Here is a 17,462-nt window from a genome sequence, read left to right as displayed (position 1 = left end):
TGCTTCATCTTCGCCATGTGCTCGGCGGTGATGATGTTGAAGTTACCGGTGGTGGTCACGAAGATGTCGGCCTTGTCGACCACCTCCTCCAGGGTGGTGACCTCGTAGCCGTCCATCGCGGCCTGCAACGCGCAGATCGGGTCGATCTCGGTGATGATCACCCGCGCGCCCTGCCCCCGCAGCGACTCGGCCGAGCCCTTGCCGACATCCCCGTAGCCGGCCACCACCGCGACCTTGCCGCCGATGAGCACGTCGGTGGCCCGGTTGATGCCGTCGACCAGCGAGTGCCGGCACCCGTACTTGTTGTCGAACTTCGACTTGGTCACCGAGTCGTTGACGTTGATCGCCGGGAACAACAACTCCCCGGCCCTGGCCAGCTCATAGAGCCGGTGCACACCGGTCGTGGTCTCCTCGGTCACACCCTTGATCCCCGCGGCGATCTTGGTGAACCGGCCCGGGTTTTTCGCCAGGCTTTCCCGCAGGGTGGCCAGAACGACCTGGTACTCCTCCGGATCCTCCTCCGACGCCTGGGGCACCGCGCCGGCGGCTTCGAACTCCACACCCTTGTGCACCAGCAGCGTCGCGTCCCCACCATCATCGAGGATCATGTTCGGAGCCTGGTCCCCGAACTGGAACAGCTGATCAGTGCACCACCAGTACTCCTCGAGCGTTTCGCCCTTCCACGCAAACACCGGCACCCCCGCCGGCGCCTCCGGCGTCCCGCCCGGACCGACCACCACCGCGGCGGCGGCCTCGTCCTGGGTGGAGAAAATGTTGCACGAGACCCACCGGACCTCGGCACCCAACTCCACCAGCGTCTCGATCAGCACCGCCGTCTGCACCGTCATGTGCAGCGAACCCGCAATCCGCGCACCCCGAAGCGGCTTCGACGCCGAGTACTCCCGCCGGATCGACATCAAACCCGGCATCTCATGCTCAGCCAACCGGATCTGGTGCCGACCGGCCTCGGCCAGCTTCAGGTCGGCCACCGCGAACTCGATGCCATTGACCTGCTGCAGCTTCGCGCTCATGATTTCCTTTCTCGTTTCCCTGCACTCTCGTGGAGGTTTGGGCCGTTCGGGTTCGATCAGGTGCTGAAGTACTTGGCTTCCGGGTGGTGGCAGACGATCGCGTCGGTCGACTGCTCGGGGTGCAGCTGGAACTCCTCGGACAGCACCACCCCGATGCGCTCGCTCTCCAGCAGCTCGACGATCTTGGCACGGTCCTCGATCTCGGGGCACGCGCCGTAGCCGAAGGAGAAGCGGGCACCCCGGTAACCCAGCTTGAAGTACTCCAGCACATCGGTCGGGTCCTCATCGGCCGCCGACCCTCCACCGGAGAACTGGAGCTCCTTGCGGATCCTCCGGTGCCAGTACTCGGCGAGCGCCTCGGTGAGCTGCACGCCCATCCCGTGGATCTCCAAGTAGTCCCGATAGGCGTTCTTGGCGAACAACTCGTTGGCGTAATCAGCGATCGGCTGGCCCATGGTCACGAGCTGCATCGGCAGCACGTCCACCTGACCGGTCCGCTCCGCCCGCTCCCGCGAGCTGAAGAAGTCCGCCAGGCAGAGCCTGCGGTCCCGCTGCTGGCGCGGGAAGGTGAACCGGGTCCGCTCGGGCGCGTCCGGCTCCTCCTTGTCCAGCACGATCAGCGAGTTGCCTTCCGACACCACCGGGAAGTAGCCGTAGACGACCGCGGCGTGCTGCAGGATCCCGGCCGTGGCCAGCTCGTCGATCCAGTACCGCAGCCGCGGCCTGCCCTCGGACTCCACCAGCTCCTCGTAGGACGGACCCTCGCCCTTCTTCGCGCCGCGCAGACCCCACTGGCCGAAGAACGTCGCGCGCTCGTCCAGCAGAGCCAGGTAGTCGGCCACCGGAACGCCCTTGATGACCTTCGAGCCCCAGAACGGCGGTGTCGGCACCGGGCCTTCAGCGTCCACATCGGAGCGGGTCGTGTCGTCGTAGAGGTCCGGGATCTCGCCCTCGGCGGCCTTGCGCTTCTCGGCGATCCGCAGCGACCGCTCCCGGCGCGCCTTGCGCTCGGCCTTCTTCGCCTCCTCGGCCGCGTCCTCCTCCGGGTTCTCCCCGCGCTTGATGGACATCAGCCGGTCCATCAGGTGCAGACCCTCAAACGCGTCCTTCGCGTAGCGGACATCGCCCTGGTAGATCTCGTCCAGGTCGTTCTCCACATAGGACCTGGTGAGCGCGGCGCCGCCCAGCATCACCGGGTACTTGTCGGCGATCCCCCTGGAGTTCATCTCCTCCAGGTTCTCCTTCATGATCACCGTGGACTTCACCAGCAGGCCGGACATGCCGATCACGTCGACCTTGTGCTCCTCGGCCGCGTCCAGGATCGCGTTGATCGGCTGCTTGATCCCGATGTTCACCACGTCGTAGCCGTTGTTGGACACGATGATGTCGACCAGGTTCTTGCCGATGTCGTGGACATCGCCCTTGACCGTGGCCATCAGCAGCCTGCCCTTGCCGCCGGAGTCGTCCTTCTCCATGTGCGGCTCCAGGTGCGCCACCGCGGTCTTCATCACCTCGGCGGACTGGAGGACGAACGGCAGCTGCATCTGGCCCGAGCCGAACAGGTCACCCACGACCTTCATGCCCGCCAGCAGGTTCTCGTTGATGATCTGCAGCGGCGGCTTCTCGGCCATCGCCGCGTCGAGGTCGTCCTCCAGGCCGTTGCGCTCGCCGTCGACGATCCGCTTCTCCAGCCGCTCGAACAGCGGGAGCTTGGCCAGTTCCTCGGCGCGCGAGGCACTGCTGGACTTGGCGGTCTGACCCTCGAAGAGCTCCATGAGCTTCTGCAGCGGGTCGTAGTCCTCGGTCCGCCGGTTGTAGACCAGGTCCAGCGCGACCTTGCGGTGCTCCTCCTCGATCTTGTTCATCGGCAGGATCTTGGAGGCGTGCAGGATCGCGGTGTCCAGCCCGGCCTCCCGGCACTCGTGCAGGAAGACCGAGTTGAGGACCTGCCGCGCGGCAGGGTTCAGGCCGAACGACACGTTGGACAGGCCCAGCGTCGTCTTGACGTCGGGGTGCCGCTTCTTGAGCTCGCGGATGGCCTCGATGGTCTCGATGCCGTCCCGCCGGACCTCCTCCTGGCCGGTGGTGATCGGGAAGACCAGCGGGTCGATGATGATCGACGACTTGTCCAGGCCCCAGTCGCGGGTGATGTCGGCGATCAGCCGCTCGGCGACGTCGAGCTTCCAGTCCTTGGTCCGGGCCTGGCCCTCCTCGTCGATGCAGGTGACCACGACGGTCGCGCCGTGCTCGCGCACCATCTCCATCACCTGGGCGAACCGCGAGCCCGGGCCGCTGCCGTCCTCGTAGTTCACCGAGTTCACCGCGCACCGGCCGCCCAGCGCCTCCAGTCCGGCCTCGACCACCGCGGGCTCGGTGGAGTCCACCATGATCGGCAGCGTGGACGCGGTGGCCAGCCTGGTGGCCAGCTCGCGCATGTCGATCGTGCCGTCGCGGCCGACGTAGTCCACGCACAGGTCGAGCATGTGCGCGCCCTCGCGGGTCTGCGCCTTGGCGATCTCGACGCAGTCCTCGTAGCGGCCTTCGAGCATCGCGGTGCGGAACGCCTTCGAGCCGTTGGCGTTGGTCCGCTCGCCCACGTTGAGGATCGAGGCGTCCTGGTCGAACGGAACCGTCTGGTACATCGACGAGATCGCCGGGACGTGCTCGGGCGTGCGCTCGACCGGCGTCAGGCCGGAGACCGCCTCCGCCACGGCGCTGATGTGCCCGGTCGTCGTGCCGCAGCAACCGCCGACCAGCCGGGCGCCGAAGTTGTTGACGAAACCGACCAGAGCCTCGGCCAGTTCGTCGGCCTTGAGGGGGTACACGGCGCCGTTCGGGCCGAGTTCGGGCAGGCCGGCGTTGGGCATGACCGAGATCGGGATCCGGGAGTGCTGGGCCAGCACCCGCAGGTGCTCGCTCATCTCGGCCGGACCGGTCGCGCAGTTCATACCGATCATGTCGATGCCCAACGGCTCCAACGCCGTCAGCGCCGCACCGATCTCGGAACCCACCAGCATCGTGCCGGTCTGCTCCACCGTCACCTGCGCGATGATCGGCAACCACCGACCCGCCTGCTCCATCGCCCGCTTCGCCGCCACGATCGCGGACTTCGTCTGGAGCAGGTCCTGGGAGGTCTCCACGAGGATCACGTCGACGCCGCCGTCGAGCATGCCCAGGACCTGTTCCACGTACGCGTCGCGGAGGTCGGCGTAAGGGGCGTGGCCGAGGGTTGGGAGCTTCGTGCCCGGGCCCATCGAGCCGAGCACGAACCGCGGCCGGTCCGGCGTCGAGAACTCGTCGGCGACCTCCCGCGCCAGCCTGGTGCCCTTCTCGGCGAGGTCGCGGATCCGCTCGGGAATCCCGTACTCGCCGAGGTTGGCCAGGTTCGTGCCGAAGGTGTTGGTCTCGATCGCGTCCGAGCCCGCCTCCAGGAAGCCCCGGTACACCCCGGAGACCACGTCGGGCCGGGTCTCGTTGAGGATCTCGTTGCAGCCCTCGAGGTTCGCGAAGTCGTCCAGCGACAGGTCGTAGCCCTGCAACGCCGTACCCATGCCGCCGTCGGCGACGAGCACCCGCTCGCCCAGGGCCTTGAGGAACCCGCTGGGATCGTTCTGCCGGTCTGCCATGACGCCTCTTCTATCCTCGCCCTCTCTCCGCCAACTCTTCCGTCGCCGTCAGCTCAGCAGCGACCGGACCTCCGCCGCGGCCTCCTCGCCGTAGGCGCCGGCGAACCGCTCGACGAACCCGGAGCGCTCGACGGTGTACTCCTGCGGCCCGTCGGTCTCCAGCGAGACCGTGGCGAGCGTGCAGCCCAGCTGCACCGACCGCTCCAGGCTCAGCTCACCGGCCAGCCCGGCCAGGAAGCCCGCGCGCAGCGCGTCGCCGACGCCGGTCGGGTCGCCCTTGCGGGTCTCCTGCGGCGGGGCGACCTCGATGGTCGGCGCCGACTTCGACTCGATCTTGACACCCTTCGGGCCGAGTGAGGTCAGCCACAGGCCGACGCGGTCCAGCACCTCGTCGTGGCTCCAGCCGGTGTTCTGCAGCAGGAGGCTGTGCTCGTACTCGTTGGTGAACAGGTACTCGGCCCCCTCGACCAGCTTACGGATGCCCGCGCTGTCCCCGGTCATCCGAGCCAGCTGCTGGCCGGGGTCGGCGACGAACTTGTAGCCCCGCTCGCGGCACTCCTCGGAGTGGTTGATCATCGCCGCCGGGTCGTTCGGCGAGATGACCACGATGTCGAGTCCGCCGAGCCGGTCGGCGATCGGCTTGAGCTCGATCTCGCCTGCCTCGGCCATCGCACCCGCGTAGAACGACGCGATCTGGTTGAGGTCCTGGTCGGTCGTGCACAGGAACCGGGCGGTGTGCTTGGTGTCCGAGACCCGTACCGAGGCGGTGTCGACGCCGTGGCGCTCCAGCCAGGCGCGGTACTCGTCGAAGTCCTGGCCCACCGAGCCGACCAGCGTCGAGGTGACGCCCAGCTGTCCCAGGCCGAAGGTGATGTTGGCCGCGATGCCGCCGCGGCGCACCTGGAGGTCGTCCACCAGGAACGACAGCGAGACCTGCTCCAGCTGGTCGGCGATCAGCTGCTCGGCGAACCTACCGGGGTAGGCCATCAGGTGGTCAGTGGCGATCGAACCGGTGACCGCAATCCGCACTGCTTTACTCCTTCAGGTGTTGGTGGACGCCGCCCGCGCGGGCCGTCCTCGTCCGCTGCCCACCGTGGTCACCCCCTCCGCAAGGTGGGGTGCTCACCTCGTACCGGCAGTACTCGGCGAGCACCCCACACGTGCTCGGTCGCGGGGTCTTGCCCGTCCGCATCCGGACAGAGCAGTCAACCACTGTCGCGGGCCGTCGTGTCCAGCCTCCCGGACTGCGGGACGCGCCCGCGGACCGGGTCAGAGACCGGCTGCGCTCTTGAGAGCCTCGGCGCGGTCGGTGCGCTCCCACGGCAGGTCGACGTCGCTGCGGCCGAAGTGGCCGTAGGCGGCGGTCGGCGCGTAGATCGGCCGGAGCAGGTCCAGGTCGCGGATGATCGCGGCCGGGCGGAGGTCGAAGACCTCGTTGATCGCGGCCTGGATCTTGACCGGGTCGACGTTCTCGGTGCCGAAGGTCTCGACGAACAGGCCGACCGGGGCGGCCTTGCCGATCGCGTAGGCGACCTGCACCTCGATGCGGCTCGCCAGGCCCGCGGCCACGGCGTTCTTGGCGACCCAGCGGGTCGCGTAGGCCGCGGAGCGGTCCACCTTCGACGGGTCCTTGCCGGAGAACGCGCCACCACCGTGGCGGGCCATGCCGCCGTAGGTGTCGACGATGATCTTCCGGCCGGTCAGACCGGCGTCGCCCATCGGGCCACCGACGACGAAGCGGCCGGTCGGGTTGACCAGCAGCCGCAGGTCGGAGGTGTCCAGGCCGACTCGGCCGATCTCGGGGTCGATGACGTGCTGGCGGACGTCCTTGGCCAGCGTGTCGAGGTCGACGTCCTCGGCGTGCTGGCTGGACAGCACCACGGTGTCGAGCTTGACGGCCTGGTCGCCCGCGTACTCGATGGTCACCTGGGTCTTGCCGTCGGCCCGCAGGTACGGCAGCGTGCCGTTCTTGCGCACCTCGGTCAGCCGGCGCGACAACCGGTGCGCCAGCGTGATCGGCAACGGCGCCAGCTCGTCGGTGTCCGTGCACGCGTAGCCGAACATCAGACCCTGGTCACCAGCACCCTGCTTGGCGATCTCGTCGATGACACCCTCGACCCGGCTCTCGTGCGCCGTGTCCACGCCCTGGCCGATGTCGGGGGACTGCGCGCCGATGGCGATGTTCACGCCGCAGGACGAGCCGTCGAAGCCCTTGACCGAGGAGTCGTAGCCGATCTCCAGGATCTTCTCCCGGACGATCGTGGGGATGTCGGCGTAGGCGTCGGTGGTCACCTCGCCGGCCACGTGCACCTGGCCGGTCGTCACCATCGTCTCCACCGCGACGCGGCTGCGCGGGTCCTGCCGCAGCAGCTCGTCCAGGATGGAGTCGCTGATCGCGTCGCACATCTTGTCCGGGTGACCTTCGGTCACCGACTCACTCGTGAACAACCTGCGGTTGATCTCACTCACGGCTGAACCTCACCTCACTGCGGTATCGGGCTTCAATCCTTGCGTACGGACGGTCACTGTCAAGACTGCGCGTGGAAGATCCCCCACGCCAGGTTCCCGGCATTTCCGGCCTCGACCCAGCTGCGCAGGCCGGCCTTCATCCGGGTCCGGTAGGCCTCGCCGATGCGGTCCGCCAGCTCGTGCTCGCGGCTCTCCAGGACCTCCAGCACCCGGCCGTAGTGCACCGGCAGGTACTCGCTGAGGTCCTCGAACTGGACGGACTGGAGCCCGAGCCGGGCCAGCTCGCGGCGGTAGAAGCCGGGCGAGCCCATGGTGTCGAGGTGCAACCGGTCGAGGATCGGGCCGAGCGCGGACGGCGCGGCGCCGTCGGCGGCCATCGGGTCGGTGAAGACGAACGAACCCCCGCCCTTCAGCACGCGGGTCACCTCTTCCAGGACCCGCTCCCGGTCGCCGCTGTGCAGGATCGCATCCTGCGACCACACGACGTCGAACGCATTGTCCTGGTACGGGATGTCCTCGAACGAGCCGTCCTTGACCTCGATCAGCTCGTCGAGGCCGGCGGCGCGGTTGAACTCGACGTTGCGGGCGTTCTCCACCTCGCTGAGGTTCAGGCAGCAGACCTTGCAGCCGTAGGTCCTGGCCAGGTAGCGGGCCGCGCCGCCGTAGCCGGCGCCGATGTCGAGGATCCGGGTCTCCGGGGTGATCTCGATCTTGCCCGCCATCCGCTCGACGGTCCGCCGGGACGCGCTGTCGATGTCCTCGTCGGGCGTCTGGTAAAGGCCGACGTGAATGTCGTTGCCGCCCCAGACGTGGTAGTAGAAGTTGTCCGCGTCCTCGGAGTTGTAGTAATCCCGAGCGGTGGTCACCGCATTCGAGTACCCGGAGGCGAGCTGTTCTTCGGTGCGGTAGTTCTTCTCCGCGACGTGGATGAAGAAATCGGGCTCGGATTCCTTGTAGGTCTCCTGGAAATCGCCGTAGGTGTCGATTCGCTGGAATCCGACCTCGCGCATCAGACGACGCATGTAGTTCTTCCGCAGCGGATACATGTTGAGGAAGAACTCGGATTTGTCCGGGAACGTGTACTTGAACCGGGCGAGACCGTCGTCGATGTAGTCGGGCTCGGCCGAAACGTCCTCACCGGCGTAGTAGTACGTGTGCTTGCTGGAGAACCCGTTGTCCAGGATCGAGTCGTAGTTGCGCTGATCGATGATCAGCACGCCGTCGTGCTTGAGCATCGCGTAGAACTCGGCCAGCGCCTTGCGCCGGTCCCGTTCGGAGAACAGGTGGGTGAACGAGTTGCCGAGGCAGATGATCGCGTCGTACTCGCCGTGCACGTCGCGGTTCAGCCAGCGCCAGTCGGCGTGCACCACGCGCAGGATGTGGCCACCGTAGGTCAGCCCGTTGCTGAACGCCTTGGCCAGCATCTGGGGGCTGCCATCAGCGCTGACGGTCTCGAAGCCCTCTTCGAGCAGCCGCACCGAGTGGAATCCGGTCCCGGTGGCCACGTCCAGCACGGAGCGGACGCCGCGGGCCTTGAGCTGGTCGATGAAGAAGCTGCCCTCGCTTTCGTAGCGCTTCTTCCAGTCGATCAGTTCGTCCCACTTGTCGACGAATCCACCGACGTATTCGTGCGTGTAGTGATCGGATTCGCGCACTTCCAACGGATTGTCGCCGAACACCTGCTCTTCGCGTGCGACCAGATCGGCCGTGTCTTCGCCCGCTCCGGCGCCTTCACTTCGGGCAAGGTCGTCCACGCTCTTGGCCATACTTCACTCCCACCGTTCGCGTTGGTCATGCGCCGTGCACCGCCCGGGACCGCGCGAAATCCAGCCCCGAGCTCGTGTCGCGGTCGTGCCGGGACGCCCCCGGAATAGCGGCGTCCACCGCCGGTGTGGGCAGCCGAGAAACGCTCAGGCCGCGCGCAAACACCAGCTATCCGATCGGTCGGCACCTTTGTCGACCGGCTCCGACGCGTAATCCGTGCGTCGAGTAACCAAACTAGGCGAAGGAGATCGCAAAGCAAGCGTACGAACGTGTGACACTAATCACCGCAATGCGATGTTAGCGTGATTCCACCGATCACCCTGGGTGAATAAATGCGCTGTCACCAGCACTGATTCTCAACCATTTTGCCCGCGATAACGATCAGGCAAGTGCACGAAGTCACCGGATTGTGTATACTACGCGTACGCACTACTTACCACAAGAACTGCAAATTGCGCAACCGCGTTCGTCCACAAAAAATTTCTGCCCGGGCATCGCGGCGATCTCCGTTTTCTCTTTTTCGCCGGTTCAATCGGAACCGGGATGCCGGATGTTACGATGACCGCTCTCCGGCAGGGCCCACCGCACCCGGCGGTTCAGGGAGGCGAACCGTCCTCGCTGGTCAGCGCCTTGCGATCGGCGACGTGCGGGCCTCGGCGCACTCGTTCTGAACCGATTCGCCGCTGCCGGACCCGTTGGCCCGTTGGCACCGCACAATTCATCTCCTTCACGCCCACCGTTTACCCCGGCGGCCGGACGGTGAAACTCAGCACCCGTTCGGCCCGATCACCACGGGCCCCCGAACACGCACCCACGGCCACCACCGCGCTCACCCGGACCGGGCGCCGAGCCTCCTGGCCGGGTTGCCCGGCTCACTCCTTGAGCGACGGGAAGTCCTCTTCGCGGAACTCCGCCCCGTTCGTGGTCCCGTCCCGGCGAACCTCGCGGTGGCGCAGTTCGACCCGCCGGATCTTTCCGGAAATCGTCTTCGGCAGCTCCGCGAATTCAAGCCGCCGGACGCGCTTGTACGGCGCCAGGTGTTCCCGGGCGAACCGCAGGATCGACAGCGCCGTCTCCTCGGTGGGCGCGTGCTGCGCGGTCAGCACGACGTAGGCCTTCGGGACCGCGAGCCGGATCGGGTCCGGCGCGGGCACCACGGCCGCCTCCGCGACCGCCTCGTGTTCGAGCAGCACGCTCTCCAGCTCGAAGGGCGAGATCCGGTAGTCCGATGCCTTGAACACGTCGTCGGTGCGGCCGATGTAGGTGATGTAGCCGTCGTCGTCGCGGCTGCCGACGTCTCCGGTGTGGTAGTAGCCACCGCGCATCACCTCGGCGTTGCGCTCGGCGTCGTCGGCGTAGCCGGTCATCAGCCCGACCGGGCGGGGCAGCAGCGCCAGGCAGATCTCGCCCTCCCGGCTCGGCTCGCCGGTGACCGGGTCGAGCAGTTCGACCTCGAAGCCCGGCAGCGCGCGGCCCATCGAGCCGGGTTTGAGCGGCTGCCCCGGGGTGTTGGCCACCTGCACGCTGGTCTCGGTCTGGCCGAAGCCGTCGCGGATGGTCACCGACCACGCCCGGCGCACCTGCTCGATGATCTCCGGGTTGAGCGGCTCCCCCGCGCCGACCACCTTCGCTGGCGGGTTGCGCAGCACGGTCAGATCGGCCTGGATGAGCATCCGCCACACCGTCGGCGGCGCGCAGAAGCTGGTGATCCCGCTGCGCTGCATCTGCTCCAGCATCCGGGTCGCGTCGAAGCGCGCGTAGTTGTGGATGAACACCGTGGCCTCGGCGTTCCACGGGGCGAAGACGTTGCTCCACGCGTGCTTCGCCCATCCCGGCGAGGAGATGTTGAGGTGCACGTCGCCCGGTTCCAGCCCGATCCAGTACATCGTGGACAGATGCCCGACCGGGTAGGAGGCGTGGGTGTGCTCGACCAGCTTCGGCTGCGCGGTGGTCCCGGAGGTGAAGTACAGCAGCAGCGGATCGTCCGCCCTGGTCGGACCGTCCGGTTCGAAGTCCTCCGCCGCACCAGTGCTGTCCGAAAAGGACTCCCACCCCGGCACCGGGTCGCCGACCGCGACGCGCGTGTAGTCGCCCGCGACCTCGGCGAACTTCGCCGAGTCGGCCGAAGTGGTCACGACGTGGCGGGCGCGGCCCCGGTCGACGCGGTCGCGCAGGTCGGCGGGCGCCAGCAACGGGGTGGCCGGGATGACGACCGCGCCCAGCTTCATCGCCGCCAGGATCGTCTCCCACAGCTCGACCTGGTTGCCCAGCATCAGCACCAGCCGGTCGCCGCGCGCGACGCCGAGCCCGCGCAGCCAGTTGGCGACCTGGTTGGAGCGCCGGGTCAGGGCGCTGAACGACATCCGGGTCTCGCTGCCGTCCTCGCCGACGATCCACAGCGCGGTGCGGTCGCGGCGCTGCCCGATGGTGTCGAACCAGTCCAGGGCCCAGTTGAACCGGTCGAGGCGCGGCCACCGGAAGTCGCGGCGGGCGGTGTCGTAGTCCTCGCGGTGAGACAGCAGGAAGTCGCGGGCCTGCTGGAACGCGGCCGTGGACTCTGATGCGCTCAAGGCGGACCTCCGCGCCGAGGTGGACGTGGTGGAACAGACTCTACTTTGCGCGATGCGCGATTGCGACGCACTAGGCGCAACAGATCCGGATTCCCGTCCCGCACTGCCGGGTTGCGCCGAATGTGGGCGATGGCTTTACGTGTGAGCATGGTCACGAGTAAGCAAGTATGGATCGGTTCGCCGGCGCGGGGCGGGGTGTCCCGGCGCCGGCACGACGTCCGGTGGGAGGCCATCGCATGCGTCCGCACCCGTCCGTTCCCAGCCGGCTGACCGTCCTGCTCACCTCCTGCCTCGCGCTCGTGGCGCTGGGCCTGCCCGCCCACGCCGGGCCCGCGTGGGAACCGAAGGAGCCACCGTTGACCACGCCCTGGACCGCCGAGGTCGGCCCGGACAACGCACTTCCGGAGTACCCGCGCCCGCAGCTGGTCCGGCCGCGCTGGCAGAACCTCAACGGGCTCTGGGAGTACGCGGGCGCGGCCGAACCGCCGCAGGCCCCCACCGAGCAGATTCTCGTGCCCTACCCGCCGGAGTCCGGGCTGTCCGGGGTCCAGCGGCACGACGACCACATGCTGTACCGCCGGGAGTTCGCGGTTCCGCCGGATTGGGCCGGACAGCGGTTGCTGCTGCACTTCGGCGCCGTGGACCAGCGCGCGGAGGTCGTCGTCAACGGCGTGACCGTCGCGGTCCACGAAGGCGGCTACACCGCGTTCAGCGCGGACATCACCACCGCGCTCAAGCCCGGCGCCAGGCAGGAGCTGGTGGTGCGGGCCGAGGACCGCAACGACGCCGCCCCCTACCCCGTCGGCAAGCAGCGCAACGCACCCGGCGGGATCCTCTACACCGGCGCCTCCGGCATCTGGCAGACGGTGTGGATGGAGCCCGTTCCGGAGGAACACCTCTCGGCGCTGGACATCACCCCGGACGCCGCGACCGGGACCTTCGCGATCACGCCGCGCACCGGCAACTCCGACAAGCAGGTCGAGGTCGTCGTCAGCGACCGCGACGGCGCGGAGGTCGCCCGGCAGACCGGACCGGCCGGGCAGCAGATGCGGGTCGCCGTCCCGCAGCCGCGGTTGTGGTCCCCGTCCGATCCGCACCTCTACGACCTGCGCGTGCGGCTGCTCGACGCGGCGGGCGCGACCGTCGACGAGGTCACCAGCTACGCCGGAATGCGTTCGGTGGCGCTGGTCGGCGACGACCAGGGCAGGCCGCGCATCGCGCTCAACGGGCGGATCCTGTTCCAGCACGGCCCGCTCGACCAGGGCTACTGGCCGGACGGCATCTACACCGCACCGACCGACGAGGCGCTGCGCTTCGACATCGAGGCCGCCCAGCGGCTCGGCTTCAACATGATCCGCAAGCACGTCAAGGTCGAACCGGCCCGCTGGTACTACTGGGCCGACCGGCTCGGCCTGCTGGTGTGGCAGGACATGCCGTCGCTGCCGATCGACCTGGCCGACCCGCCCGGCTCCAACCCGCCGCCGTCGGAGGAGGCCAGGGCGCACTTCCGCACCGAGCTGACCGAGATGGTCGACCAGCTCCGCAGCGTCACCTCGATCGTGGCGTGGGTGCCGTTCAACGAGGGCTGGGGCGAGTTCGACACCGCCGAGATCGCCGCGCAGGTCCGCCGCGCGGACCCGTCCCGGCTGGTCGACGCCAACAGCGGGGTCAACTGCTGCTACTCGCTGCCCGACAGCGGCGCCGGTGACATCTACGACGACCACACCTACGTCGGTCCGGGCAAGCCCGCCGTCACCGCGCCGCGGGCGTCGGTCGACGGCGAGTACGGCGGCCTCGGGCTGGTCGAGCAGGGGCACCTGTGGCCCGGGCAGCCGCAGGCGTACGAGATGACCGACAGCCGCGAGCACCTGACCCGCCGCTACACCGAGGTCAGCCGGGAGCTGGCCGACGTGGTGCGGGCCAGCGGGCTCTCGGCGGCGATCTACACCCAGACCACCGATGTCGAGAACGAGGTCAACGGGTTCTTCACCTACGACCGCCAGATCCTCAAGCCCGACCTGGCGGCGGTGCGCGAGCACAACCTCGCCGTGATCGACGCCGGATCCCCCTGATCCGTCGTCCACAGCTCTGCCGTCCACAGCGGACGGAACACGGCCCCTGGAGGTACGCGATGGCGAAGTGGAGCAGGCGGACCGCGCTGGCGGCGGCGGCCGGTGCGACGGCGATCCCCGCGCTGCCCGCGGTCGCCGCTGCCCGGCCGGCGCGCGGCGGCGGCATCTACGAGATCTCCTCCGGACGGCACCGGGTGGTCGTCGACGGGATCGCCGCGACGCTGCTGTCCTGGCAGGTCGACGGCGCCGAGGTGCTGCTGACGCATCAGCCGGGCGAACTCGGCGAGGGCTACCAGGGCAAGACGATCCTGCCCTGGCCCAACCGCATCGAGAACGGGCAGTACACCTTCGGCGGAGAGGAGCTCCAGGTCCCGATCAACGAGCCGTCGCGCAGCGCCGCGCTGCACGGGCTGATGAGCTTCGTGGAGTGGTCACCGGTGCGGCACCGGCAGGACGGGGTGGCGCTGGAGTACCGGCTTCCGCCGCAGTACGGGTACCCGTTCTCGCTGGCCTTCCACATCGAGTACACAGTGGACAGGAACGGTGTGAGCAGCAGGCTCACCGCCCGGAACACCGGTGACACCGACGCGCCCTTCGGCACCGCCAACCACTCCTACGTCGCCGCCGCCCGGGGCACGATCGACTCGATCGGCTTCGAGCTGCCCGCCGACACCTACTACGTCACCGACGACAACCTGATCCCCACCGGAACCGAGCCGGTCGACGGGACCGACTACGACTTCCGCACCGCCCGCGAGCTCGGTTCGACCACGATGGACACGGCGTTCACCGGGCTGTCGCGCGGTTCCGACGGCAACGCGGTGGTCCGCTTCGAACGGCCCGGCGGTGCCGACGTGGAGCTCTGGGTCGACCGCACCCACGGATATCTCCAGGTCTACACCGACGACTCGCCGTCCACCGACCGACCGCCCAGAGCCGGCATCACCGTCGAGCCGATGACCTGCGCTCCCAACGCCTTCGTCACCGGTGACGGCCTGATCAGGCTGCGCCCCGGGCAGGTCCACGAGGGCGCCTGGGGCTACCGCGTCGCGAGCTGATCGGCCAGGTCGGCGACCACGGCCGCGTGGTCGGAGGGCCAGACGCCGTCGACCGGGCGGTCTCCCGCGAGCCGGACGTCCCGGACGTGGCCGAGGCCGCCGGGTCCGGGCAGGCCGACGTGGACGTAGTCGCACCGGCCGCGCGGCTCGAAGGTCTGCGCCGCGTAGGGGTTCGCCGGGTTCCAGGTCGCCCAGGGCAGCGCCGGGTCGGCGTACTCCCACGCGTCGACCAGCACCTGGCCGTGCGCGGCGGGAGCCGTCCGGTACCCGCCGAGCAGCCGCATCTCGTCGGAGTCGGGAAGCGCGTTGTAGTCGCCGGTGAGCACCGGCGGGAACGGCGTTCCGCCGGAGTGCGCGGCGACGAACCCGGCCAGCGCGCGGACCTGCTCGCACCGCACCGCGGACTCGTGCGGCACCGATGTCAGATGCGTGGTGAACAGGGGAATCCGGTGCCCGGGCGCGTCCACCGCGGCGTAGAGCGCCGTTCGCCCGTCGTCCTGGTCCCCCGGTTCCGGCAGCGGCAGGACCTCCCGGTCGGCGATCGGCCACCGGGACAGCACGGCCACCCCGACGTCGGCGTCCGGTTCGCCGCCGCGCCACCGCCACCTGTCCGGCGAGCCGAACGGCGCCCAGGTCCAGTGCATGCCGAGCCGTTCGGCGAACCATCCCGCGAGGTTCTGCCCGCCGCGGGCCCACACCTCCTGCAACCCCACCAGATCCGGGCGGAGCTCGGCCAGCACCGCCAGCATCGCGTCCCGCCGCTGCTCCCACGGACCGAACCGCCACCACGCGTTCCACGTCAGCACTCGCATCGCCGCCCCTTCCCGCCGACGCAATCGATCTTGCCAGCCGGGTGCGGGTGCTGACTTCGGCGTCGAGGGGTCATAGGGTTGCCCGGTGGCCGACTACATCCAGATCCCCACACCCGCCGGCAAGTTCGACGCGCTGACCGCCGGTCCCGAGGGCGGGCGGCCGGTGCTGCTGCTGCACGGTTTTCCGGAGGCCGGTGTCGAGTGGAGCGAGCAGCTGCCGGTGCTCGCGGGCGGCGGCTGCCACGCCGTCGCACCCGACCAGCGGGGGTACTCGCCGGGCGTGCGGCCGGAGCAGGTCGCCGACTACCGGATGGAGGAGCTGGTCGGCGACGTGCTGGCGATCGCCGAGCACTTCGGCTGGCAGCGGTTCGACCTGGTCGGCCACGACTGGGGTTCGGCGGTCGCCTGGGCGACGGCGGCGGCGCACCCCGACCGGGTCCGCACGCTGACCGCGGTGTCGGTTCCGCACCTGGACGCCTTCGGCAAGGCGCTGCGCGAGGACGAGGACCAAGCGCAGCGATCGGCCTACATGCAGGTCTTCCGCGGTTCCGGCGCGGAGAAGGCGCTGCTGGCCGACAACGCGCGCGGCCTGCGCCGGATCTACGAGCACAAGGTGCCCGACCACCACGTCGACGACTACGTGCAGCGGCTGACCGAGCCAGGCGCGCTGACCGCGGCGCTGAACTGGTACCGCGCCTCCCACCTCGGCGGGCGGATCGGTCCGGTCTCGGTGCCCACGCTCTACGTCTGGAGCACCGAGGACGTCGCGGTCGGCTCCACCGCCGCGTTCGCCACCGCCGAGCACGTCACCGGCGACTACCGGTTCGAGATGCTGGAGGACGTCTCGCACTGGATTCCCGAGGAGGCGCCGGAGATCATGAGCCGGCTCATCCTCGAACACCTGCTGGCGCACCAGGACTGAGGTAACGGATCCGCGGCGGGCGGCGAACACCACTTCGTCAAGCCCTCAACCGCCCATCCCACAACAGAATCAGCGAGGACCGGTCCCCGTGCGCCAACCACTTCCCGGGTCGCCGCGGCGCGGTCGTGCCGACGACAGCTCCTGGGTCGCGATCGACTTCGAACTGGCCAACGAGCACCACGCCAGCGCCTGTTCGGCGGGCCTCGTGGCCGTCGAGGGCGGAGTGGTGGTCGACCGCCGCTACACGACCATCCGGCCGCCGGAGGGATTGGACCACTTCAGCCCCTACGCGACGGCCAAGCACGGCATGACCTTCGCCGACGTCGCGAACGCACCGTCGCTGGCGGCAGTTCTTCCCGGGATCCTGGAGTTCATCGCCGGGAGGCCGTTGGTGGCGCACAACGCATCGGTCGAGCGCGCGGTTCTCGACAAGGGCTGCGCAGCCGTCGGGATCACCGTTCCCGATCTCGTGCTCTGCTGCACGCTCCGGATCGCCAAGCAGACCTGGCAACTTCCCGGCTACACGCTCGGCAGGGTCGCCGCGGCGGCGGGTTTAAAGCTCAAGGCCCACCACCACGCGTTGAACGATGCCGAGGCAGCCGCGCAGATCGCGTTGGCAGCGATGGAAAGCCACGGCCACAACAGCCTCGGCGAACTGGTCGCCGCGCTCGGCATCAAGTGGGACCGGACCGGCTCGCACCGGTCGGCGACCCTGCCGCGGGAGAAACCGCAGCCGCGGGCACCGCATCCGGCTGCGCGGTTCTTCCGCAAGACTCCGCGATCGGTTCCCGAACCGGACCGCACCTCCGACGCCTCGCATCCGCTTCACGGCCGGACCGTCTGCTTCACCGGACAGCTGACCGCGTTGTCCCGGGACGAGGCGTGGCGCGCGGTGGCGGCCTGCGGCGGTCAGGTCAAGGCGAATCTGACCAAGGCAACGGATTTCCTGGTGGTGGGAACGCAGGATCCGGACGTCCTGCGCGCTGGGGAGACCAAAAGCTCGACCCACCTCAGGGCCGAGCGGTACGGGACGCCGATCCTCGACGAGGCGGAGTTCCTCGCCCTCCTGCGACCGGCCACCGCTCCCGCCGAACAGCCTGGCAGCAGGCCAGCTTCCGCAACGGATCACCAACGCTGA

Annotated in this window: 11 protein-coding genes; 4 read left to right on the top strand and 7 right to left on the bottom strand. The window is 69.0% G+C overall.

Going from position 1 to position 17,462, the window contains the following annotated elements; translation table 11 throughout:
- The 6 genes from ABD691_RS02680 to ABD691_RS02655 all read right to left on the bottom strand — a co-directional run.
- On the bottom strand, nt 1-1,031 hold a 1,031-nt coding region (locus tag ABD691_RS02680; protein ID WP_344677714.1), incomplete at its 3' end, for an adenosylhomocysteinase.
- A gap of 56 nt (nt 1,032-1,087) precedes the next feature.
- Nucleotides 1,088-4,657 carry a methionine synthase gene (gene metH, locus ABD691_RS02675; protein WP_344677713.1) on the bottom strand — a complete coding sequence of 1,190 codons (3,570 nt, stop codon included), beginning with the start codon at nt 4,655-4,657 and terminating at the stop codon, nt 1,088-1,090.
- A gap of 48 nt (nt 4,658-4,705) precedes the next feature.
- A complete protein-coding gene (locus tag ABD691_RS02670; protein ID WP_344677712.1) occupies nt 4,706-5,686 on the bottom strand; it encodes a carbohydrate kinase family protein in 981 nt (326 codons plus the stop codon).
- Between the two features lie 240 nt (nt 5,687-5,926).
- Nucleotides 5,927-7,126 (bottom strand): methionine adenosyltransferase, encoded by a 1,200-nt coding sequence (gene metK, locus ABD691_RS02665; protein WP_344677711.1) that lies wholly within the window; start codon nt 7,124-7,126, stop codon nt 5,927-5,929.
- Nucleotides 7,127-7,185: 59 nt separating this feature from the next.
- Nucleotides 7,186-8,892: a glycine/sarcosine N-methyltransferase gene (locus tag ABD691_RS02660; RefSeq protein WP_344677710.1), complete on the bottom strand. Its 1,707-nt coding sequence runs from the start codon at nt 8,890-8,892 to the stop codon at nt 7,186-7,188.
- 870 nt (nt 8,893-9,762) lie between these two features.
- Nucleotides 9,763-11,460 carry an AMP-binding protein gene (locus ABD691_RS02655; protein WP_344677709.1) on the bottom strand — a complete coding sequence of 566 codons (1,698 nt, stop codon included), beginning with the start codon at nt 11,458-11,460 and terminating at the stop codon, nt 9,763-9,765.
- A 236-nt stretch (nt 11,461-11,696) separates the two neighbouring features.
- Between ABD691_RS02655 and ABD691_RS02650 the strand changes: the two genes are divergently transcribed.
- Complete coding sequence (locus tag ABD691_RS02650) at nt 11,697-13,532, top strand: glycoside hydrolase family 2 protein (RefSeq protein ID WP_344677708.1); 1,836 nt, start codon at nt 11,697-11,699, stop codon at nt 13,530-13,532.
- Nucleotides 13,533-13,591: 59 nt separating this feature from the next.
- Nucleotides 13,592-14,590, top strand: a complete 999-nt coding sequence (locus ABD691_RS02645) for an aldose 1-epimerase family protein (protein ID WP_344677707.1) — start codon at nt 13,592-13,594, stop codon at nt 14,588-14,590.
- Here the strand turns inward: ABD691_RS02645 and ABD691_RS02640 are convergent.
- The gene (locus tag ABD691_RS02640; RefSeq protein WP_344677706.1) at nt 14,572-15,402 is read right to left on the bottom strand and encodes an endonuclease/exonuclease/phosphatase family protein; all 831 of its coding nucleotides are present in this window, start codon (nt 15,400-15,402) and stop codon (nt 14,572-14,574) included. The genes ABD691_RS02645 and ABD691_RS02640 overlap by 19 nt on opposite strands.
- A gap of 85 nt (nt 15,403-15,487) precedes the next feature.
- Between ABD691_RS02640 and ABD691_RS02635 the strand changes: the two genes are divergently transcribed.
- Together ABD691_RS02635 and ABD691_RS02630 are read left to right on the top strand one after the other, a co-directional pair.
- Entirely contained in the window at nt 15,488-16,324 is an 837-nt protein-coding gene (locus ABD691_RS02635) for an alpha/beta fold hydrolase (RefSeq protein ID WP_344677705.1), read from the top strand.
- Nucleotides 16,325-16,412: 88 nt separating this feature from the next.
- Entirely contained in the window at nt 16,413-17,462 is a 1,050-nt protein-coding gene (locus ABD691_RS02630) for an exonuclease domain-containing protein (protein WP_344677704.1), read from the top strand.

This window comes from Saccharopolyspora taberi (genome assembly GCF_039534165.1).
In the GTDB taxonomy this organism is placed as follows: Bacteria; Actinomycetota; Actinomycetes; order Mycobacteriales; family Pseudonocardiaceae; genus Saccharopolyspora_D; species Saccharopolyspora_D taberi.
The sequence above is the reverse complement of the archived record's forward strand: the minus strand, read 5'-3'. Positions and strand labels throughout refer to the sequence as shown.